Raw genomic sequence first — 18,520 nt, 5'->3', positions numbered from 1 at the left:
CCCGCCACAGGGCTTGCTTGAGCCGGATGCGCGGAAACGCGCAAGTCCGGTTCTGAGGGGGGCCACGCGCCGCAATGCGCGTGGCCTACCCGGCCCGTTGGTGTGCGATGGTCGGCCCGAGCTCGTCACCGGCGGTGACCAGTTCGGCGGGGCCGAGGCGCACCTGTCGTGCCGAATTGAGTGCGCCTGATCTCGGTGGTCTTCGACTCAGTCGAGGTGCACTCGGCGGTGCCGCGATTACGCACCCCCAGCACCTATGGCAAGCATTGCAGCGCTGGCTCGCCGATGAGGTGGCCGGGCACGCGCGGGTGCACCCGTTGGAGCAGGGCGCCGGGTCCAGCCGCTGCTAGCTCCTCGGCCTGCCCGACCGCGTCGTTGTCGTGGCGCTCGCGACCGGCTCGGCGCCGGCCACCCGGGGGTACAGCCGGCGCGGCCACGGCAGGCACAGCGCCAGCGCGGCGAGGCCACCGAACGCGATGATGCCGGCGGTGCGCAGATTGGCGGTGCTGAACTCGGGCGCCACGCCGCCGGTACCTGTGCCGCGCCGAGGAACTCCCCGGTGACGCCTGCGTACGCCCGCACCCCGACCGAGCTCCGACGGGCGGCAAGCGTGAGCACCATCACGACGTTGGCGATGCGCCGACCCGGGTCGAAGTGGCCGTCGTGGTACCCGGCGTACTCGTGTGTGGAGCCGTCCGCGGGTGGGCTATACCGATGCCGTCGGTGGCCGCGGCGGTGACCACGTTGGCTCGGGCGATGTTGCCGGTGGTGGGCAGCTCAGGGACGAGCCACGCGGCGAAGATCATGAGCAGAGAGCGCTCTCTGATCTTGAATCTGATTGGATCAAGCCTCCGAGTAGATCCGCACGGAGATCCACGAAAACTCCATCCAGCTGCCAAGACAGGCGAGCGGAACTTATTCGTCGTTGACAGAAAAAGTTGGCAGCTGTATCAACAGTTACCAACCCCTGAGAGCGCTCTCAGGCATCGCCGGACGCATTCCGCCGGTTGTCGCCCCCGCCAGGTGCGACGCACCCGCGCCCCACCCGGTCGTCCGTTGACATCTCCATGCTTCGGAGGAAAGCGATGACAGCACAACCACATTCGGGTGCCGCGAGACGCGCGGCACGGCAACGAACCAGGATCAGGTTCCTCGCCGCCGCAGGTGCCGCGGCAACGCTGGCGGCCGGCACGATCGTCACGGCACTGCAGGCGGAGGCGGCCGCGCCGCCGACCCCCACCGGCTGGACCCAGAACTTCCTCGACGACTTCACCGGCAACAGCCTCAACGGCGCCAACTGGCAGGTCGTCGCCGGCACCTCCTACCCAGGCGGCCCGGCGAACTTCGGCACCGGCGAGGTCGAGACCTCCTCGGCCAGCGCGGTGACCGTCGCCAACGGAAACCTGCGCATCACCGCCTCCGGCGGCGGCCTGGGTCCGTGGACGGCGGCCCGGATCGAGACCAACCGGGCCGACTTCCAGCCGCCCGCCGGCGGCAAGCTGCGGGTCGAGGCGCGGCTGCAGCTGCCCGAGGCGCCCAACGGCAACTCCGCCGGATACTGGCCGGCCTTCTGGATGCTGGGCGGCCCGTACCGCGGGAACTGGTGGAACTGGCCGGGCGTCGGCGAGTTCGACATTATGGAGTCCGTCAACGGGGCCAACCGGACCTGGCAGACCATGCACTGCGGCACCTCACCGGGCGGCGTGTGCAACGAGAAGTCCGGCATCGGCAACGGCGGCCCGTCCGGCTGCACGCCGACGGCGTGCACCAAGGGCATGCACCGCTACACCCTGGACTGGTCCCGGGCCGACAACTCGGCCACCTGGTACGTCGACGGCCGCCAGGTGTGGCGCACGCAGCGCGGCGGCAACATCGACCCGGCCGCGTGGGACGCCGCCACCAGCCACGGCTTCTTCATCATCCTGAACCTCGCCATGGGCGGCGAGATGCCGTGCAATACCCTCGGCTGCCTCAGCAGCGGCACCGGCGGCGGCGGGCACCTGGACGTCGACTACGTCGCGGCCTACACCGGCCCGGCCAACGCGCCGCCCCCGCCGCTGGGACCCGGCGACGGCACCGGCACCTCGCCGACCCCCGGGCCGTCGACCTGCGGCCCGCTGATCTCGCAGGGCCGGCCCACCACCTCCTCCGGCAACGAGAACGCGTCGCTGGCGCCGCAGTACGCGGTGGACGGCAACCCGGCCACCCGCTGGTCCTCGCTGTTCTCCGACCCCCAGTGGATGCAGATCGACCTCGGCGCCGCCGTGCCCATCACCCGCGTCAAACTCACCTGGGAGGCGGCCTACGCAACGGCCTACCAGATACAGGTATCCAACAGCGCCAACGGCCCGTGGACCGTCGCGGTCGACAACCCCTACGGGGCCGGCGGCGTCGAGGACCTGGCCGTCAACACCACTGCACGCTACGTACGGATGTACGGCATCACCCGAGGGAGCGGGTACGGGTACTCGCTCTGGGAGTTCCAGGTATACGGCGCCTGCGGCGGGACGAGCCCGTCGCCGTCGTCGTCTACGCCGCCTTCCTCGTCGGCGCCGCCCTCGTCAACGCCGCCGGGCGCCCGGGACGCCTACGGCACGATCCAGGCCGAGTCCTACAACCAGCAGTCCGGCGTGACGCTTGAGACCACCGCCGACACCGGCGGCGGCCAGGACATCACCTCCATCACCAACGGCGACTGGGCGCTCTACCAAGGCGTCAACTTCGGCACCACGCCAGCCACCCAGTTCACCGCACGCGTAGCGAGCGGGGCGCCGGGCGGCGTCAGCGGCCTGGTCGAGGTCCGCCTCGACAGCCTCGGCAGCGCGCCGATCGGCAGCTTTGCCGTCGCCAACACCGGCGGCTGGCAGAGCTGGCGGACGACGCCGACGAACATCAGCGGCGTCACCGGCACACACAACGTGTACCTCACCTTCACCAGCGGCCAGCCGGCCAACTATCTCAGCGTCAACTGGCTGTCCTTCGGCCACTGACCCCTGGGCATACCCCGACTGTCTCCGGCCACCCGGGGCCCGACCCCGGGTGGCCCGAGACGCGACGGGCCGTACCGCCCCACGGGAAGCACGTGCAACCACCATGATCGGGCGCGCACATCTGCCGCCGTTGGTGCGCGACGGCAGGCCCGTGCACGTCACAGCGGGTGACCAGCGCGGCGAGGCCAAGTCTTCCTATCCTGCCGAGATCAGTGCACCTGATCAATACCGCGCGGCTGGAGCATCGGTCCGCCGCGGAGTGCAAGCCTCGCATCTCAAGCCTCCTCCCCGAGATCTCTTCGGAATGCGGTCAGCATCACCTGCTTGTAGCGGTCCATCTCAGCGGCGTGATCGCGGAGTTGGTCGTCGTTGAGTGGCTGCCGTCCGATGAGCGCCAGCCACACTTCCCGGCCCAACTGCTCGGCCCGTTCCGTGACCGGCCGGGTCTCCGGACGGCAAAACAGATCCAACGTTGTCCGGCTCTCCCCGAGTCTGCGCCGCAGGTCGTCGAGATGTTCGTGAAAGGCCTGGTCTGTGTCGTAGTCGTCGCGTGCCGCCCTTCCGCCGTTGCCGAGTCTCCTGAACCGGTCGTAGAGCAGGAGGAATTCGACGATGATTGAGCGCCGATGTTCGAGATTGCGAAAGTAGGACACTTCGTAGGCTTGTCGTCGCTCGCGGCGGTTAGCGGCGAACAGGGTCAGGGCCGAACTCGCGATCGCGGCGGTTAGCGTAAACGCGCCCGTGACGAGAAGAGGTGCCAGGCTGCCGTCCATGTCGACCTCCGGTGCAGGCTCAATCTTCGTGCGCCAGCCACTTTAAGGCGCTTCGGCTCAAATAGGTACATGCTTCCACTGGTGTGCCAGCCGCCGTCGGCTCCACCATGCCTCGCCGGGCGGCGGTCGTTTGATCCGCCGTATCCTCATCTGCCGCGATCCGATCGCTACGGAGTGTAATGGGGAGTCGCGCCCTTGGGCTCGCGGACGTGCCGCTCAGCGCGTTAGCAGCCGCGTCTGTCGGCATGATTGTCGGTGTGCTCAGCAATGATCTATTTCAGTACGTGGCGTGGTTCCGCGATGAATTACTACCGGCTGACGACGAGGACCACGAGTGGCCAGGGGTGATCTTCATCCGGGCAAGTGACAGCAGTTCCGCGCTTGCCTGGGGCGATGAACTGGCGAAGACATGTGTTGACAAGTTCGTTCGGTCGACAGTCGAGCCCTGGTTCGAGCCGGTTCCGGTCTGCGCGGTTGTTGTTGCGTTCGGTGAACGGCTTACTGCGGCCGAGATCGGCTGGTAAGGCAGTCAGTCGCTGCGATACGCCCTGGCGCACTCTCATGCCGCAATGCGCTCGCTACTCAACGTCATCGCGGGTAGGTGCAGCCAGTACACGCTCGTGCCGATGTGGGTGCGCCCGTTCAGCAACCGGTTGAGCCTAGGTCGATCCAATAACGCAATTCGGCGCCGAGCGTCTCGTCGAGCCGGCCACCGTTGTTCACGATGACCTTCCGCGACGCCTCGTTGTCCGGACTGCAAGTCAGCAGAACCCGGGTGAGCCCGAGCTGCCGCGCCTCGGTCAAGCCAGCGGCAAGCATCCTGGTGGCGTGGCCCTGCCGTCGCCACGCCGGTGAAACGTGGTAGCCGATATGGCCGCCGTCGGCGAGCAGGGCAGCCGTGAGCTCATGCCTGATCACGAGCGTGCCAAGGTAATGCTCTCCGGAGACGTACCAGTACGTGGAGAACGGGACATCCCATCGTCGCTGGACGCCGCGGCACGCCGCGACGTACCCGTCGAAGTCCTCGCTGGCCGGGCCCAGCCAACTGGTGTCGATACCGCCGGCGGTGCAGTCCGCCTGCTCACCGGTGAGGAACGAGACGCGGACGTCGCCGCTGGGCGGTGCCAGGCGCGGCGCGGCATTGAGCGTGATCATCACTCGCAAGGTATTGGCCTGCCCATCAACTGTCCAACCCATTGCCTGTTGATCGGCACAACTCGCCTACACCGAGCTCAATCTCCTCGTCTGCCGCTGAGAAGGCGCCGAGCCGGTACGGCGCCGGTGGTTGCTGACAGCGTCCACGCGGCGCACTCCTGCCGCCCACGCCGTCCCCTACCGATATCCGGATCCCCCGCCGACCGAGCGCGCCAGGCCGCCGGAAGGGTCACGCTTCGTGACCAGCGTTCGGCGCTGGCGGGCGCCTGGATCTGCCGATGAGCGCTAACCTGATCTTTACGACCCGACTTGCGAATACGCCGAAAGTGCCAATCTCCTACAGGAGTGCTCGGCAGCGGTTCAATGCTTCATCGGCTGCGGGCTGAGCCCGCGGCCCGCGCCGCCGGTCCAACGCATGCGTGCATCGAAATCCGCGTGCCAATCAGCCCGGGTCTTTCAGTAAGCCTGTCCGCGGTTCATGATCGGAAATGAGGAAGGTGCCTGCCATCTGGGATGATCTGGCTTGTCGAAGGCCCTGATCGTCCGCCATGGAAGGCACCTGCCGAGTGAAGACTACCGGATCGCGTCCGAAGATCATCGTGAGTGGCGACGGACGTGGCGTGGTCGGCCACGCCGGTGCCCGCCTCTTGGCCGATGTTGCCGAGGCGACCGGCTTGACCGCGGCGTGCGGTGACGCCTTGGCCGGGTTGCGGCAGCGGCGCGGTGTGCATGACCCGGGCCGGGTCGCGGTCGATCTGGCAGTGATGCTCGCCGACGGCGGTGCGACGATCTCGGATCTGGCGGTGCTGCGGGATCAGGCGGCGCTGTTCGGGCCGGTGGCGTCAGACCCGACCGCGTGGCGGCTGCTGTCCGATATGGACAGTGCTGCCCTCGGCCAGCTCCGTGACGCCCGTGCCCAGGCCCGGGAACTGGCGTGGGCACAACGCCTCGAGACCCGCGGCGGGCTACCCGAGGCATCGGCGGCGGGCCGGACGGTCCCTGGTCTGGTCCTGGATCTGGACGCCACGATCGTGTTGTGCCACTCGGAGAAGGAAGCGGCGACCCCGACGTGGAAACGGACATTCGGCTACCATCCGCTGTTCTGCTTCCTGGACAACACCCGTGAGGCGCTGTCCGGGATGCTGCGCGAAGGCCGGGCCGGGTCGAACACCACCGCCGACCACATCACCGTCCTCGACCAGGCACTCGCGCAGATCCCCGACCACCTGCGGCACGGCACGCCGATCCTGATCCGCGCCGACTCCGCCGGCTGCACCCACGGCCTCCTCGCCCACATCCGCGGCATGCGCGAGCACGGCCTGGACACCCGATACTCCGTCGGCGTCGCGATCACCGAACCGATCCGCCAGGCGATCCTGACCGCCAAACAGCACCTGCAATGGGTGCCGGCACTCGACAGCGACGGCGAACCCCGTGACGGCGCACAGGTCTGCGAACTGACCGGTCTCGTCCCCGACGACGGCTACCCGGCCGGGACCCGGTTCATCGTCCGCCGCGAACGGCCGCACCCCGGCGCCCAACTGAGCTTGTTCGACACCATCGAAGGCATGCGCCACCAGGTCACCGCCACCGACACCCCACCCGGCGACCCCACCAGCGGCTCCATCCAGTACCTGGAGGCCCGCCACCGCGCCCACGCCCGCGTCGAAGACCGCATCCGCACCGGCAAGGACACCGGCTTCGGCCGGTTCCCGTCACGGATCTTCGCCATCAACGCCGCCTGGCTCCAACTCGCCCTCACCGGCATCGACCTCCTGGCATGGACCCAGAGGCTGCTCCTGGACGGCGAACTCGCCGCCGCCGAACCCAAGAGACTGCGCTACCGGCTCCTGCACGTCGCCGCCCGCCTCACCCGCACCGCCCGCCGAACCCGACTCCGAATCGCCGAAACCTGGCCCTGGGCAACAGATCTCACCACCGCATTCGGTCGCCTCAACGAGCTACCACGCCCGACCGGCTGACGCCCACACCCGATCGCGTCGACACCGCACGGAGGAAACCGGCCAACGCGCCGGGACCTCGGCACGCCCGCACGACCCACCGACCTACACAAAGATCAACAAGCCGAGTCGGTCACCATGATCGACTGGTCACGAAAGACCGAGGTCAGTGCGGATACAAGTCAACCGGCCTACACGGGCGGGTCTGACGGCGCTGGGTTGTCGTGGGCTGGTTCCTCGTTCTCATCCGGACGTGGCCACGGTGATCCGCCAAAGATCTGCGGACCGTACAGCGCGCGCCCCAACAGGGCCGCGAGGCCGATCGCGATGCTGAGCGACAGCCATACAGCGGCATTGGTTACTGAATAGGTAGCAAACAGCACCACGTAGGCGTAGACCGTGAAGGCGAGCGGGCCCACCGCAAGCAATGCATACCGCTCTCCACGGCCCACTTGGTGAAAGAAGCGTCCGTACGACGTGCCACGGGCAACACCTGTGCTACGTGCCAATGGCATTACAAGGGGCACCAACTGGTCATGAAGACCCGATTGGAAGAGCCCTGGGCGATGATACTGAATGAGCTTTTGGTAAATGTGAACGTTGATCTCCCGATCGCGGAGGGTCAGTACGGCACGCAGGACCATTGCGAGGACCACCAAGGGAAGGGCAGCGTGTAGAAGCGCTAGGTTGCTGACGGTAACTCCAGCGATCGACACGGCGTCGACCTCCCGACGGGAGAAGACGAGAAACGCGCCGGTCGCCAGCAGGGCCAACCGGAGCTGGGAATGCACCGCCCTCGCCTGGCTCTCGCACACCCCAAGCAGGTGCGCAACGTACTCCCGGACGGTATCGAGGTCTGTGTCTCCTGCCTCGAGGAACCTGCGTACCAGTCGATCGACCGTGAACATCGCACCGTTTGGCCCTGGATTGGTCGCCACGAGTACAACTCCATCAGGCCGGGCCACGATTCCGCTACTTGTGGCCACCTTCCTCTGGTCGCGACTGGGTCTTGGCGTCCGCACATGCCGCCGAGCGTGCGGCACGAAGCACTCGCTCGGCATCTACTACTTGTCCCGGGCAGCGTCGATGGTCGTACGGATCTGCTGAAGGGCCGCGAAGGCTGTTGCCCTGTCTGGGGTCTGCTCCCAGAGCGCACGCCACTCTGAGTCGTCGGCAACGATCCGGTCCAGCGCCCGGACCGCCAAGGGTGGGACATCGGTGAGCACCTCGATGCTGCCGTCCTCCAGCAGGAAGTCTGGCGCGTATACAGAGGTGATCGCAGCACCGCCGGGCAGCTGCGAAGCGACGATGGCGGCTGCGGCGATTGCTGGCGGCGCCAGGTCGCTGTCGAGGTACTCGTCGCCGTTGACGAGGACAGCGGTGAAGGCGCTCCGCAGCATGGCGGGCCGCTGCTCCGGCGTCGCGTCGTGGAGATCGCCGCACCGTCTGGTCCGCGTGGACGCCGGTTCGGGCTCCGGTGTCCCGCGGATTCTTCCGAAGGCCGCGGCCGCTTCGACGTTCCCCCTGCTGCTGCGCCGTGCGGCCAGGGTCCTCACCGTGCTCGGGCTGGCCATGATTCCCTGGCTGGTGTTCCTGCACAACGGCCTGCCGGCCACTGCTCAGGCCTTGCACTGGGCCTGGACGTGGACGGGTCTGGACAGCTTCGAGGCGCTCGGCCTGCTCTGCACCGGGCTGCTCCTCAGGCGCGGCGACTGCCGGGCCTGCCTGACCTCCGCCGCGACCTCGGCCTGCTGCTGGTCGACGCCTGGTTCGACACCATGACGGCCGCCCCGGGTTCGGACTTCAAGCTGGCGGTGCTGATGGCGGTCTTCGCCGAGTTGCCGCTGGCGGTGGCCTGCGCGGTTCTCGCGACCTGGACCTTCCCTCGGCCGGACCGCTGAGCGGAAGAGCTCGTGCCGTGCTCGGCGTCGCGACCCGGTGGTTCACCAACTCCGCGCCGTACCAATACGCTCAGCGCTGGCTGCACGTCGCACCGCAGCTGAGCCCGAACGGCAGCTGGCCATCGTGGACATCCAGCAGGAGATGCTCGACCGCGTGGGCCGCAGGGCCAAGGAGCAGGGCGTCGACAACATAGTGCCGAACTGCGCCGACGCACATGAACTTCCTGTTGCGCACGCTCCTCAATTGGTTGAGCGGGTGCGAGATGTTCTGTTACGACGCTCGCCCCAGCGGCGCCCGAGCTGGCCGGCGCTCCCGTCGGCGAACAGTCCCGGACAGCCATCGACCGGTGCGGCAGACGCGTCGCCCTGGTTCCCGGCGTGGGCAGCCGTGCACTGGGGAAGGGGCCGACGTCTGGCTGCCCGCTGGGCGACGTCAGCGCTGGTCGCTGGCCCAAGGCCAGCCTCTGGTAGAACCTGGTGGCAGGATCGGCAACATGGGTGACAACGGAGTCTTGGTCAGGCGGCTGCGGAGGGTGCCGTGACGCTCGCGGATGTGTTTCGGCACGTCGAGACGCTACATGGTGACCCGTGGCCGACGATTGAGACGCTTGCCACGAGCGGGGACCGCTCGTTGATCCCGCCCGTGCAGGCCGCCCTGGAATGCTATCTCGACGAGCATCAGTGGTACGGCCGTGACCTGATGGCGTACATCCTGGCCGGCATTCGTGGGACAGGGGCATTTCCGCTGCTGCTGCGCGCCTTCGCCCGTCCCCTGCGTCACGACGACCGCGACAGTCTCTGCGCTTTGTTGGGCGACGTCTTGCAGGCAGACCCGGTCGGCTGCCGTCCCACGATTCTGTCCTTCATCGCCGAGGAGCATGCCGACCTGTACAAGGCCGGACTGTGGGCGCTCGGCTACGTTGTCCAGCCCAGCGACCTCGAGCTGCTGCGGCGGGCAATGGCCGACCCGAGCCCGGAAATTCGACGCGTCGCGCTCGGCTCGCTGTCGAGCCTCAAGCGTAACCAGAGCGCCTTCGAGCTGGTCGCGTCGGCACTGCACGACCAGGACGACTCGGTCCGGACATCGGCCGTGCTGCATCTGCGCTGGTTCGACACCCCGACCGCTGTCGAGCGGCTCATCCCACTGGCCCACGACCCAGCTGCGCACATCCGGTCGGCGTTGGGTGAAACGATCGGCAACCTGCCGATCGAGTCCGAGCGCTTGCCCGCGGCGGTAGCCGCCCTGGTGTCGCTGCTCGCGGATCCGGAACCGCGTGTGCGCGCCGGCGCAGCCCGCGGGCTCGGCGCGCTCGGCCGGCCGCTCGAAGCGCTGCAGGCCGCCGCGAGCGATCCTGCGCCGCAGGTACGCGCCGCGGTCGCCATGGCCCTCGCCCGCAATGCCGGCCCCCGTCTCAACGGTCTCCTGCAGGACCTTGCCCGCGACGAGGTCGCCGCGGTGCGCAGGGATCTGGTGACCGGACTGGGCGTCTGCGGTTGGCCCGACGCACGCCCGCTCATCGTCACCCTCACCCAGGATTCAGACCCTGCGGTACGAGCACGCGCCGACGTGGCCCTCACCCGCCTTCAGCAAAAGCACACCGCGACCTGACCGCAGGTTCCAATTTCCGGACCCAGACGGATGGCATCCTCATCTGCCGCAGTTGGTACACGGGGACCGACCTGCAGATTGTCACGCTCCGTGGCAACGGCTCAGCGTCGCCGGCGGGCACTCGTAGCCGATGAGCGGATGTTTCTCTTGGCCGGGTGAGGACCGCCGGTCAGGACAAGACGCTGGAGGGAGGTCGGAAAGCATGCTGTTCGACGGTCCTCTTCCTGGGCTTGAGGGGTCGTTCGCGACCGCCGCCCGCGTCCTGGCCGCCTACGACCTCCTGCAACCGACTGACCGTGGCCGGTCCCGGTGGTCCCGGGCACGACGACGTCAGCGAGACTGGGAGCAATGCCGCTCTAACGACCTGGAGCTTTCCTATGCCGCACGGGATCGTCCGCTGGTTCGACGCCGAACGGGGGTTCGGCTTCCTCGCGCCTGACGACGGATCACCAGACGTGTTCGTGCACGCCTCCGAGATCGTCGGGGACGGCGGCTCGAAGGTGCTCCGTGAGGGCCAGGCCGTCGAGTTTGAGGCCGGCAAGAACGACCGTGGTCCCCAGGCGCTGCGCGTGCGCGTCACCGCCGAGCAGGCCGCTGGCGGTGCCGTGGGCCTGCTCGGCACGGTCAACTGGTACGAGCCGACCAAGGGGTACGGGTTCGCATCGCCAGACGGCGGCGGCCCCGACATCTTCGTGCACAGCTCGGCCATCGTGACCGGCGGCGTGGTCAGCGACGGGCAGCGGGTGGCCTTCGTCGTCGTCGAGGGCGAGCGCGGCCCGCAGGCCGCGCACGTGATCCCGCTCGGTCCTGGGGCCGGCCTGTCCGCCACGGCAGGCGGTGCCGACGGGGCGGACGGAACCGTTTCCTGGTACGACGAGGACAAGGGCTTCGGCTTCATCGCCCCGGACTCCGGCGCCGGGGACGTCTTCGTCCACGCCCGGTCCCTGGCCGAGGGCCTCACCTGGCTGACAGAGGGCGACCGCGTGGCGTACGGGGTGGTCAGCAGCGACAAGGGCCCGCAGGCCCGCGACGTGCAGCTGGTCCGAGGGGCCGAGCCCGCGCCGCCACCGCGACGCCCGGCACCGGCCGGGCCGCCACCCGCCAGGAGTAAGCCGCCGTCACGGGGCGTGCCCGCACGCGCGGGCCACGGCGTCGTCGCACGTTACGACGGCGACCGCGGGTTCGGGTTCATCACCCCGGACGCCGGAGGCGACGACCTGTTCGTCCACGTATCCGTAGTCGCCGGGTCGGAACCGCTGCAGCAGGGCGACCAGGTCCGGTACACGGTGCGTCAGAGCGACCGGGGCCTGCAGGCCGACCGCGTGGAGCGCCTCTGACACCTCTGAACACATGCTCATCTGCCGCGGCGTGAGTGCTGGCGTTCATCACCGCTGGTGACGCACCGTGATACATGGCTGAATTTCGTGTTCCCAGCGTCCGTCTCGAGCCGTCGGGTGAGCTTGTCCTGCGAGCCGCGGTAGCGGCCTATCTCGGTCGCTACCGCGGCCTGACCCGTCAGCACAGCGAGTCAGACCTGCACGTCTTCCTGCGCTGGTGCACCGATCACGAGCTCGACCCGCTCACAGCGGTCCGAGTCGACATTGAGCGGTACGTGCGCTGGCTGCAGGACGTCCGTCACTACCAGCCGTCCACCGTCTCACGACGGCTGTCGATCGTGGTCGGGTTCTACCGAGTCTGCGTCATCGACCGCATCCTGCCGCACTCACCCGCCGACTACGTCCGCCGTCCCACCGTCCCAGCCGAGTCTCCGACCCTCGGCCTCGGCCACCTGCAGTTCGAAGCGCTGATCACCACCGCCCGGCTGTCGAACAACCCGAACGACTTCGCTCTCGTCGCCCTTCTCGGCCTGCTCGGACTGCGGATCTTCGAAGCGTGCGGGTCGAACATCACCGACCTCGGCGAAGAGCACGGCCACCGCGTCCTGCGCGTGCGGGGCAAAGGCGGCAAGGTCGTTCTGATCCCGTTGCCGCCAGCAGTAGCCAGGGCGATCGAACGTGCCGCCGACGACCGCACCGACGGTCCGATCCTGCGCAACTCCCTCGGCGGACGAATGGACCGCCACGCCGCCTCCCGCCGGCTGCGACATCTGGCCTTCGCGGCTGGCGTGCGGATGCCTCGGATGCATCCCCACATGCTGCGTCATACGTTCGTCACGACCATGCTGGATGCCGGCGTCAGCCTCCGCGACGTGCAGATCGCCGCCCGCCACGCCGACCCGCGAACGACGATGCGCTACGACCGGGCCCGCAACAACCTCGACCGGCATCCCAACTACATCCTCGCGGCCTTCATGGCCTCCGGAACCTGACCTTGGAGCGCGACCATGCCGATGACAGCGCACGTGACCTTGTGCGGACGTCGAGCCGGCGGCCGTGGAACAACTCAAAACACGTATTGGTCGCATTCGATCCAGAGATCGAGTTTCGCCAGCCGGCGGATCGTCTCCGCGCTGAGCCAAAGTGCGGGGGTGGTCAAGACATCTTCGCCACTGTCTGGATCATGAACCCGGTACATCTCAATCACGACGTGGACCGCTGCATCGAGGCCCAGAACTCGTCGGGCTCGCGCCAACCCATCGGCGTACGGCTCGATGATGTCCAGCAGCTCGACAAGAACGACGTCCGTGTCGAACTCGTCCCGCTCCGGAACCTCGACCTCCCAGCCGCTATGCCGCCATACACCCTGGAATGGTCCGCAGGGATCACCTTTCCTGTGCTGACTGGTGGGTACAAGCCCGACCAGTCGTGTCACCTCTGCTGGGTCCAGATCCCGCACACCGCTGCCTTCGGCCACCGTCACCGACAGGTGCGCACGCTGGACGCAGCGTCCCCGCATGACACCACCCGCAGTCCAGCCGACACCAGCGCCCATGACCAGCAATCTACAACGCAAGACCCCGCTCGCTCATGCCGCCGTTGGTGCGAGGTCGCGGCGGGTCGACCGTGGCTGGTCACGGACCGTCAACGGATCGCCGTAACCGACGCTCCCTGTCCTGCCGATGAGTGTGCGTCTAGTACGACATAATGCGGCACATGGATCTTGCCGGATTCTGGGCGCTCATCGAGCGCTCGGCGCAGGAAACCGCCGATCCGGTCGAGCGAGGTGACTGGCTCGCAGAGGCGCTGACCGGGCTCGCGGACGAAGAATTGATCGACTTCCAGGACCATCTCGACGCCCAGATGGATCGGGTGTGCTCCTGGTTGATGTGGCACGCGGCCAGCCTGATCCAGGATGGGTGCAGCGATGATGGTTTCAGCGGGTTCCGCGCGTGGCTGGTCGGCCTTGGTCCCGTCGTGGTCGACGGTGTCGCTGACGACCCTGACGGGCTCGCTGACCAGCCAGAGGTACAGCGCCTGGCCGGCCGGCACCCGCGCACCTGGGCCGAAGCGGAATGGCCCTACTGGGAGGAATTGGAGTTCGTTGCCGTCCATGAGTACGAGCGCCGTCACGGTGACTGCGCGAGTATCCATCACGCGCTGACGTCCCGACTGACCACCGCCGAGCCAGTGCCGCAGCCCGTCGAGGAAGAACGCTGGGATCACCACGACCTGGCAGAGTCCCGTCGGCGGCTGCCGCGACTCGCCGCGATGTTTCCCCAGGCCGGACCATCCCAGGCCACGGCCGAGGCCGCGCAAGCCTCCCTCATGCAAGCGCAGGAGCGCCTCGAACGACAGCTCGCAGGATCCGGCCGAACGTTGGCCGAGTTCTTCCGCGGGATGCCGCCCAGGACACCGTGACGAACGAGTACTCATGCCGCAGTTCGTGCGGTTGAGCTGGGCGTGTCGGTGTCGTGGACGGCTGGTCAGGTATGCCACGGCAGTAGGTCCGTCGGGTCGGTCAATTGGGGATCGATGGACTGCACGAACGCTGCGTCGAACGGCCATCCTCGTTCACCCGTCTCGCGAGCGAGCAGGAAGCGAAGGAAGTGCCAAAGGTCGCTGGCGACCAGGTAGTCGATGCGGTCCGGGTCGGTGGTGGTCTCGATGAACGCGACGTTGCCAGCAAACGGGCCGTGCGTGATGAGCACGTACATGTTGCCGCAGCCGTCGCCGGCAACCGGGAGCCAGCCTCGGTCGACGAAACCGGGGTGGTACGACCTGCGGTGTTCCATGTCGATGAACGGCTGATCGGCACGGGCGCCGAAGACACCACCAGGGCCGATCACATCGCCACGGCACAGGCGCAACCATGCCGTGAGCGGGGCCGGCAGGGTCTGACCCAGCCGGCGCGCCAAGTCGAGTATCTCCGCGTCGTCGGCACCGCCCGCTGCTGCCTCGTCCGGCGGTCGCGGCACCCGGGTGAGAAGGTCACGCACCTGAGCAACGAGGTCCTCCGAGTCCACCGCCTCAAGTCTTACAGCACCTCAGGATGGATGCACGGACATGCCGCCGTCATCGCACGGCGATCGGTCCTAGGTGGTCACGTGAGGCGATTGGCCCGGCGGCACCGAAGGTGCCCTGAACCGCCGAGGAACGGATGCGCATGCTGAGGTCGAAGATCAGAATTGGCGGCCGTCGTCGAACCACTCGATGTATCGGGTCGCGTCACGGATCCTGGGCCGCAGGGGTGGCGTCCGCCCGTCCGTGGCGCAGGAGGCGGCCGGCACCGGCCACGGCGGCGTATCCGAGTCCGCCGATCCAGGCCACGACGCCGGCGGCGATGGCGAGGAAGCCCGGCACCACGACAGCGTCCGGCAGCGGCAGCGCCGCGGTCGGCAGGGCCGCCGCGGCGCCGAGGACGAGCAGCTCCGCCAGCAGGCCGAGGGTCATCGGCAGCAGCAGTACCCCGAGCGCGGGGTTCAGCGGGCCGGGGCGGCGCAGGAGCCGGCGCCGGACCCACCAGCCGTAGCCGGCCAGCGCGGCGAGGGCGGCGAGCGCGACGGGGGCCCGGACCGGCCACGCCGCGGGCGGGTCGATGCTGAGCAGCCACGGCACGAAAGCCAACAGCGCACCGGTACGGAACGTGCGCAGCACCAACCGGCCGGCGGGCGCGGCGCGACGGTGCTCGGCGAGCATGTCGGTCGGCGCCGAAGCGGCGCCGACATCGCGAGGCCCGACCTGCTGCGGCCCGGCGACCCGGTGGTCCACGATCAGGATCGCCACGCCGGCCGCGAGCAGACTGAGCAGGTGCGCGCAGGCCGGGATCAGCAGCCAGACCGGTGGGTCGCCGTCCGGGCCCGGCGCCGACCCGCTGGCGGCCAGCCCGGCCGCGGTCAGCGCGCACACCGCCAGCACGGCCAACCGTACCCGGGCCCGGGCGTCGAAGCGGAGCATCTGTCGGGCGTAGGCGCGCAGGCCCGGTGACAGGGAGCGCCACGTCCGAGCGGCCCACACGCACCAGGCCACCGGGAGCAGCAGCACGGCCGCCCACATCCACGGGAACATGGTGAACAGGCCCAGCACGCCGGCGGTCCAGACGGCCATGATGGCCCAGCCGCCGAGGCCGAAGAGGATCAGCCGGTCCAGTTGGGTGCGGGCGCCGTCGTCGGTGGGCGCCGCCGACAGCGCCGCGCCGAGGTGCCCGGCGGCCTCCGACAGGCGCTGGCCGCCGACGGCGAGGCGGCCAAGGCGGGTCAACGCCCCTATGTGCTGGGGGTCAAGGGCGAGCGTCTGGCGGTACGACTTGCGGGCTTTCCGTTTGAACTCGATCGCGTCGTACAGCAGCCCTCTGATGAAGTGCGGGCCCGGCTGCTGCGGCGCGAGGCCCACGGCGTGCGCGGCGGTGCGCAGGGCCAGGCGAGGGTGGCCGAGGCCCAGCTCGGCAGTCGCCAGCGCCGAGTGTCCGTGCCAGTCCTCGGGCTGGAGGCGGATGCCCTCCAGCGCGCTGGCGCGGGCCGCCGCCCAGTCGTTCAGCCCGACGAGCGCGAACGCCAGCAGCACGTGCCCGTTCTGGTGCTCGGGGTCCGCCTCGACCGCCCGCCGGGCCGCGTCGCGCATCGCGGCGAAGTCGTCCTCGGCCTGGTACGTGTGCGCGAGTAAGCACAGCGCCTCGGGGTTGTGCGACTCCTCAGCCAGCAGGGCCATGACCTCGCGGCGAGCCGCCTCGAAGCGGCCGACGTCCAGCAGCGCGCGGGCACGCGCCAGCCGCGCCGGTCCCGCTTCGACGGTCATCGGCACATATTAGGCTCGACTGACTCGTCTCATGGGGGAGCTTTGATGACCGACTCGCCACTCATCGCGTCGCTACGGGCCGCACTCGCGGCCCGTCCGGACGACGTGGTGCTACGCCTGCACCTGGCCCAGTTGCTGCTCGACGCCGGCTGCGGCCCGGAGGCGGTCGCCCAGATCGGCCAGGTCCTGGCCGGGGACCCCGGGAACGCGGCCGCGGTCGAGCTCATGCAGCGCGCACTCGACCCGCTGGCGCCCTACGAGCGCGAACTCACCGACGTCGTGCCGCCGCGCTTCGCCGCCGACGACCGGCCGGCGCCGGTCGAGGGCGCGGCGGACCGCATCTACGACGTCGAGACCCCCGCCGTCCGCCTCGCCGACGTGGGCGGCATGACCGACGTCAAGAAGCGCCTGGAGCTGGCATTCCTGGGCCCGCTGCGCAATCCCGAGCTCCGAAGGTTGTACGGCAAGAGCCTCCGCGGCGGCCTGCTGCTCTACGGCCCGCCGGGTTGCGGCAAGACCTTCCTGGCCCGAGCGGTCGCCGGCGAGCTGGGCGCCAAGTTCCTGTCACTGTCCATTGTGGACGTCCTCGACATGTGGATCGGCAACTCCGAGCGCAACCTGCACGAACTGTTCGAGGCGGCCCGCCGCAGCGCCCCCTGCGTGCTGTTCCTGGACGAGATCGACGCACTGGGCCACAAGCGCGCGCAGCTGACCTCCTCGGCCATGCGAACCCTGAGCAACCAACTGCTCGCCGAACTCGACGGCGTCGACGGGAACAACGACGGCGTCTTCGTCCTGGCCGCCACCAACACCCCGTGGGACGTCGACGCCGCCCTGCGCCGCCCCGGCCGCCTGGACCGTGTAGCGCTGGTCCTGCCACCGGACGGCCCGGCGCGGGAGAGCATTCTGCGGTACCACTTGCGCGACCGCCCGATCGCCAACATCGACCTTTCCCGCCTGATCCCGGACACGACCGACTTCTCCGGCGCCGACCTCGCCCACCTGTGCGAGACAGCCGCCGAGTACGCCATGGCAGATGCAATCGAACGGGGTGAGGTCCGGATGATCGAGCAACGCGACTTCGACCGTGCACTGAAAGAGATCCGCCCGTCCACCGGCCCTTGGTTCGCTATCGCGCGGAACGTGGCGTTGTTCGCCAACGAGGGCGGGACCTACGACGACCTGGCGACGTACCTGAAGTCCCGCAAATTCCTCTAACCGTGGCTCGTGGCCGTTCCGCGATTGCCCGAGCACGTTCACGGGACCGCTATGGGCCTGTTGCCGCGATCCTGTTCACGGCAGGCGGCTTCATCAGCGTCCGCCGGCGCAGCAGTGGTACGACTCTGGTGACGGTCTGGGACCACCGCGGTGAGCTCGTGGCTTGGGGGCACGCGCCCAGCGTGGACGACGTCGTCAACACGCTGCGGGCCTGGCAGGACGACCTGCCGTTGCGGGATCTGTGCAGCGACGTGGCGCGGTACCTCCAGGCCGGCGATGTTCAGGCCGCGACCGAAACTTTGTGGGGCGTGCTGACCGATTCCGGTGAACCGTTCCTGCACGCGATCGTCACGGCGGCTGCGGCGAATGAAACACTGCGAGCGCTGCGACCATGGGTCAGCCATGGCACCCTGCATCTGCTGCACGCAGCCGATTCCGTTCATGGTGTACGCCGTGGCCTGGCGTTCCACCCGGCGGGCGAGGCCACCTTCAGGGTGCACATCTACGACGGCCCGATTGGACCCGTCGAGGACGCCGCAACCGCCGCGACAACGGCAGCCGCAACAGCTGCCACCTGGTGACGAGCAAACTACCTACGCGGCCGGTCGGCGAGGCGACGTGAGAGTGCGGGTTGGTCAGGCGCCAGCGCATGCCGCAGGTCTCGCGCGACGGGCGACTCGGAGATCGTCACACTTCGTGGCCGCGAGCCGGGTGCGACGACGTACAGCAACTGTGCTCGCTCGCCCGGGCATGGATCGAGCCAAGTTGGCGCGGCCCTCGAT

The 18,520-nt window shown here is 68.7% G+C and carries 19 protein-coding genes and 2 pseudogenes; 13 read left to right on the top strand and 8 right to left on the bottom strand.

Annotation, left to right across the window (positions count from 1 at the left end; genetic code table 11):
* Positions 1-346: 346 nt before the first annotated feature.
* Entirely contained in the window at positions 347-523 is a 177-nt protein-coding gene (locus ACFY3L_RS53585; RefSeq protein WP_389343397.1) for a hypothetical protein, read from the bottom strand.
* A gap of 562 nt (positions 524-1,085) precedes the next feature.
* Between ACFY3L_RS53585 and ACFY3L_RS53580 the strand changes: the two genes are divergently transcribed.
* A complete protein-coding gene (locus tag ACFY3L_RS53580; RefSeq protein ID WP_389343394.1) occupies positions 1,086-2,990 on the top strand; it encodes a carbohydrate-binding protein in 1,905 nt (634 codons plus the stop codon).
* Between the two features lie 275 nt (positions 2,991-3,265).
* Here ACFY3L_RS53580 and ACFY3L_RS53575 read toward each other — a convergent pair whose 3' ends face one another.
* Complete coding sequence (locus ACFY3L_RS53575; protein WP_389343391.1) at positions 3,266-3,763, bottom strand: hypothetical protein; 498 nt, start codon at positions 3,761-3,763, stop codon at positions 3,266-3,268.
* 209 nt (positions 3,764-3,972) lie between these two features.
* Here ACFY3L_RS53575 and ACFY3L_RS53570 point away from each other — a divergent pair, with 209 nt between their 5' ends.
* A complete protein-coding gene (locus ACFY3L_RS53570) occupies positions 3,973-4,287 on the top strand; it encodes a hypothetical protein (RefSeq protein WP_389343388.1) in 315 nt (104 codons plus the stop codon).
* A 118-nt stretch (positions 4,288-4,405) separates the two neighbouring features.
* Here ACFY3L_RS53570 and ACFY3L_RS53565 read toward each other — a convergent pair whose 3' ends face one another.
* Positions 4,406-4,918, bottom strand: coding sequence for a GNAT family N-acetyltransferase (locus tag ACFY3L_RS53565; protein WP_389343385.1), 513 nt, complete (start codon positions 4,916-4,918; stop codon positions 4,406-4,408).
* 548 nt (positions 4,919-5,466) lie between these two features.
* Here ACFY3L_RS53565 and ACFY3L_RS53560 point away from each other — a divergent pair.
* Positions 5,467-6,900, top strand: a complete 1,434-nt coding sequence (locus ACFY3L_RS53560; protein ID WP_389343382.1) for an IS1380 family transposase — start codon at positions 5,467-5,469, stop codon at positions 6,898-6,900.
* Between the two features lie 170 nt (positions 6,901-7,070).
* On the opposite strand, the gene ACFY3L_RS53555 is transcribed toward ACFY3L_RS53560, so the two are convergent.
* Positions 7,071-7,817 (bottom strand): hypothetical protein, encoded by a 747-nt coding sequence (locus ACFY3L_RS53555; protein ID WP_389343379.1) that lies wholly within the window; start codon positions 7,815-7,817, stop codon positions 7,071-7,073.
* A 126-nt stretch (positions 7,818-7,943) separates the two neighbouring features.
* Entirely contained in the window at positions 7,944-8,369 is a 426-nt protein-coding gene (locus ACFY3L_RS53550) for a DUF4259 domain-containing protein (RefSeq protein ID WP_389343403.1), read from the bottom strand.
* Between ACFY3L_RS53550 and ACFY3L_RS53545 the strand changes: the two genes are divergently transcribed.
* The 7 genes and pseudogenes from ACFY3L_RS53545 (at position 8,335) to ACFY3L_RS53515 (ending at position 12,718) form a co-directional block, all read left to right on the top strand.
* Positions 8,335-8,661, top strand: a complete 327-nt coding sequence (locus ACFY3L_RS53545; RefSeq protein ID WP_389343409.1) for a hypothetical protein — start codon at positions 8,335-8,337, stop codon at positions 8,659-8,661. The genes ACFY3L_RS53550 and ACFY3L_RS53545 overlap by 35 nt on opposite strands.
* Positions 8,658-8,780, top strand: coding sequence for a hypothetical protein (locus ACFY3L_RS53540; protein ID WP_389343376.1), 123 nt, complete (start codon positions 8,658-8,660; stop codon positions 8,778-8,780). Before ACFY3L_RS53545 ends, ACFY3L_RS53540 begins: the two co-directional genes overlap by 4 nt.
* 538 nt (positions 8,781-9,318) lie before the next feature.
* Positions 9,319-10,389, top strand: a complete 1,071-nt coding sequence (locus ACFY3L_RS53535; protein WP_389343373.1) for a HEAT repeat domain-containing protein — start codon at positions 9,319-9,321, stop codon at positions 10,387-10,389.
* A 377-nt stretch (positions 10,390-10,766) separates the two neighbouring features.
* Positions 10,767-10,964 (top strand): annotated as a pseudogene (locus tag ACFY3L_RS53530) (cold-shock protein); the annotation flags it as partial.
* Positions 10,965-11,000: 36 nt separating this feature from the next.
* Positions 11,001-11,192 (top strand): annotated as a pseudogene (locus tag ACFY3L_RS53525) (cold-shock protein); the annotation flags it as partial.
* Entirely contained in the window at positions 11,181-11,726 is a 546-nt protein-coding gene (locus tag ACFY3L_RS53520) for a cold-shock protein (RefSeq protein WP_389343400.1), read from the top strand. The pseudogene ACFY3L_RS53525 and the gene ACFY3L_RS53520, both read left to right, overlap by 12 nt.
* 74 nt (positions 11,727-11,800) lie before the next feature.
* Complete coding sequence (locus ACFY3L_RS53515) at positions 11,801-12,718, top strand: tyrosine-type recombinase/integrase (protein WP_389343370.1); 918 nt, start codon at positions 11,801-11,803, stop codon at positions 12,716-12,718.
* Positions 12,719-12,792: 74 nt separating this feature from the next.
* Here ACFY3L_RS53515 and ACFY3L_RS53510 read toward each other — a convergent pair whose 3' ends face one another.
* Positions 12,793-13,281, bottom strand: a complete 489-nt coding sequence (locus ACFY3L_RS53510; RefSeq protein ID WP_389343367.1) for a DUF4279 domain-containing protein — start codon at positions 13,279-13,281, stop codon at positions 12,793-12,795.
* Positions 13,282-13,442: 161 nt separating this feature from the next.
* Here ACFY3L_RS53510 and ACFY3L_RS53505 point away from each other — a divergent pair, with 161 nt between their 5' ends.
* The gene (locus ACFY3L_RS53505) at positions 13,443-14,147 is read left to right on the top strand and encodes a DUF4240 domain-containing protein (protein WP_389343364.1); all 705 of its coding nucleotides are present in this window, start codon (positions 13,443-13,445) and stop codon (positions 14,145-14,147) included.
* A gap of 65 nt (positions 14,148-14,212) precedes the next feature.
* Here ACFY3L_RS53505 and ACFY3L_RS53500 read toward each other — a convergent pair whose 3' ends face one another.
* Entirely contained in the window at positions 14,213-14,752 is a 540-nt protein-coding gene (locus tag ACFY3L_RS53500; RefSeq protein ID WP_389343361.1) for an SMI1/KNR4 family protein, read from the bottom strand.
* A gap of 202 nt (positions 14,753-14,954) precedes the next feature.
* The gene (locus ACFY3L_RS53495) at positions 14,955-16,520 is read right to left on the bottom strand and encodes a tetratricopeptide repeat protein (protein ID WP_389343358.1); all 1,566 of its coding nucleotides are present in this window, start codon (positions 16,518-16,520) and stop codon (positions 14,955-14,957) included.
* Between the two features lie 45 nt (positions 16,521-16,565).
* Here ACFY3L_RS53495 and ACFY3L_RS53490 point away from each other — a divergent pair, with 45 nt between their 5' ends.
* Positions 16,566-17,738, top strand: a complete 1,173-nt coding sequence (locus ACFY3L_RS53490) for an ATP-binding protein (protein ID WP_389343355.1) — start codon at positions 16,566-16,568, stop codon at positions 17,736-17,738.
* A gap of 182 nt (positions 17,739-17,920) precedes the next feature.
* Complete coding sequence (locus ACFY3L_RS53485; RefSeq protein ID WP_389343352.1) at positions 17,921-18,319, top strand: DUF6193 family natural product biosynthesis protein; 399 nt, start codon at positions 17,921-17,923, stop codon at positions 18,317-18,319.
* Positions 18,320-18,520: the final 201 nt, after the last annotated feature.

The sequence above is a fragment of the Dactylosporangium sp. NPDC000521 genome, from assembly GCF_042898305.1.
GTDB lineage: Bacteria > Actinomycetota > Actinomycetes > Mycobacteriales > Micromonosporaceae > Dactylosporangium.
This window is presented reverse-complemented; position numbering and strand designations above follow the sequence as displayed.

What these genes read in the sequence shown, in the direction of transcription:
- ACFY3L_RS53560 (WP_389343382.1), top strand. Translation starts at nt 5,467, where the DNA reads ATGGAAGGCACCTGCCGAGTGAAGACTACCGGATCGCGTCCGAAGATC.
- ACFY3L_RS53505 (WP_389343364.1), top strand. Translation starts at nt 13,443, where the DNA reads ATGGATCTTGCCGGATTCTGGGCGCTCATCGAGCGCTCGGCGCAGGAA.
- ACFY3L_RS53495 (WP_389343358.1), bottom strand. Translation starts at nt 16,520, where the DNA reads ATGACCGTCGAAGCGGGACCGGCGCGGCTGGCGCGTGCCCGCGCGCTG.
- ACFY3L_RS53575 (WP_389343391.1), bottom strand. Translation starts at nt 3,763, where the DNA reads ATGGACGGCAGCCTGGCACCTCTTCTCGTCACGGGCGCGTTTACGCTA.
- ACFY3L_RS53490 (WP_389343355.1), top strand. Translation starts at nt 16,566, where the DNA reads ATGACCGACTCGCCACTCATCGCGTCGCTACGGGCCGCACTCGCGGCC.
- ACFY3L_RS53580 (WP_389343394.1), top strand. Translation starts at nt 1,086, where the DNA reads ATGACAGCACAACCACATTCGGGTGCCGCGAGACGCGCGGCACGGCAA.
- ACFY3L_RS53565 (WP_389343385.1), bottom strand. Translation starts at nt 4,918, where the DNA reads ATGATCACGCTCAATGCCGCGCCGCGCCTGGCACCGCCCAGCGGCGAC.
- ACFY3L_RS53540 (WP_389343376.1), top strand. Translation starts at nt 8,658, where the DNA reads ATGACGGCCGCCCCGGGTTCGGACTTCAAGCTGGCGGTGCTGATGGCG.
- ACFY3L_RS53515 (WP_389343370.1), top strand. Translation starts at nt 11,801, where the DNA reads ATGGCTGAATTTCGTGTTCCCAGCGTCCGTCTCGAGCCGTCGGGTGAG.
- ACFY3L_RS53510 (WP_389343367.1), bottom strand. Translation starts at nt 13,281, where the DNA reads ATGGGCGCTGGTGTCGGCTGGACTGCGGGTGGTGTCATGCGGGGACGC.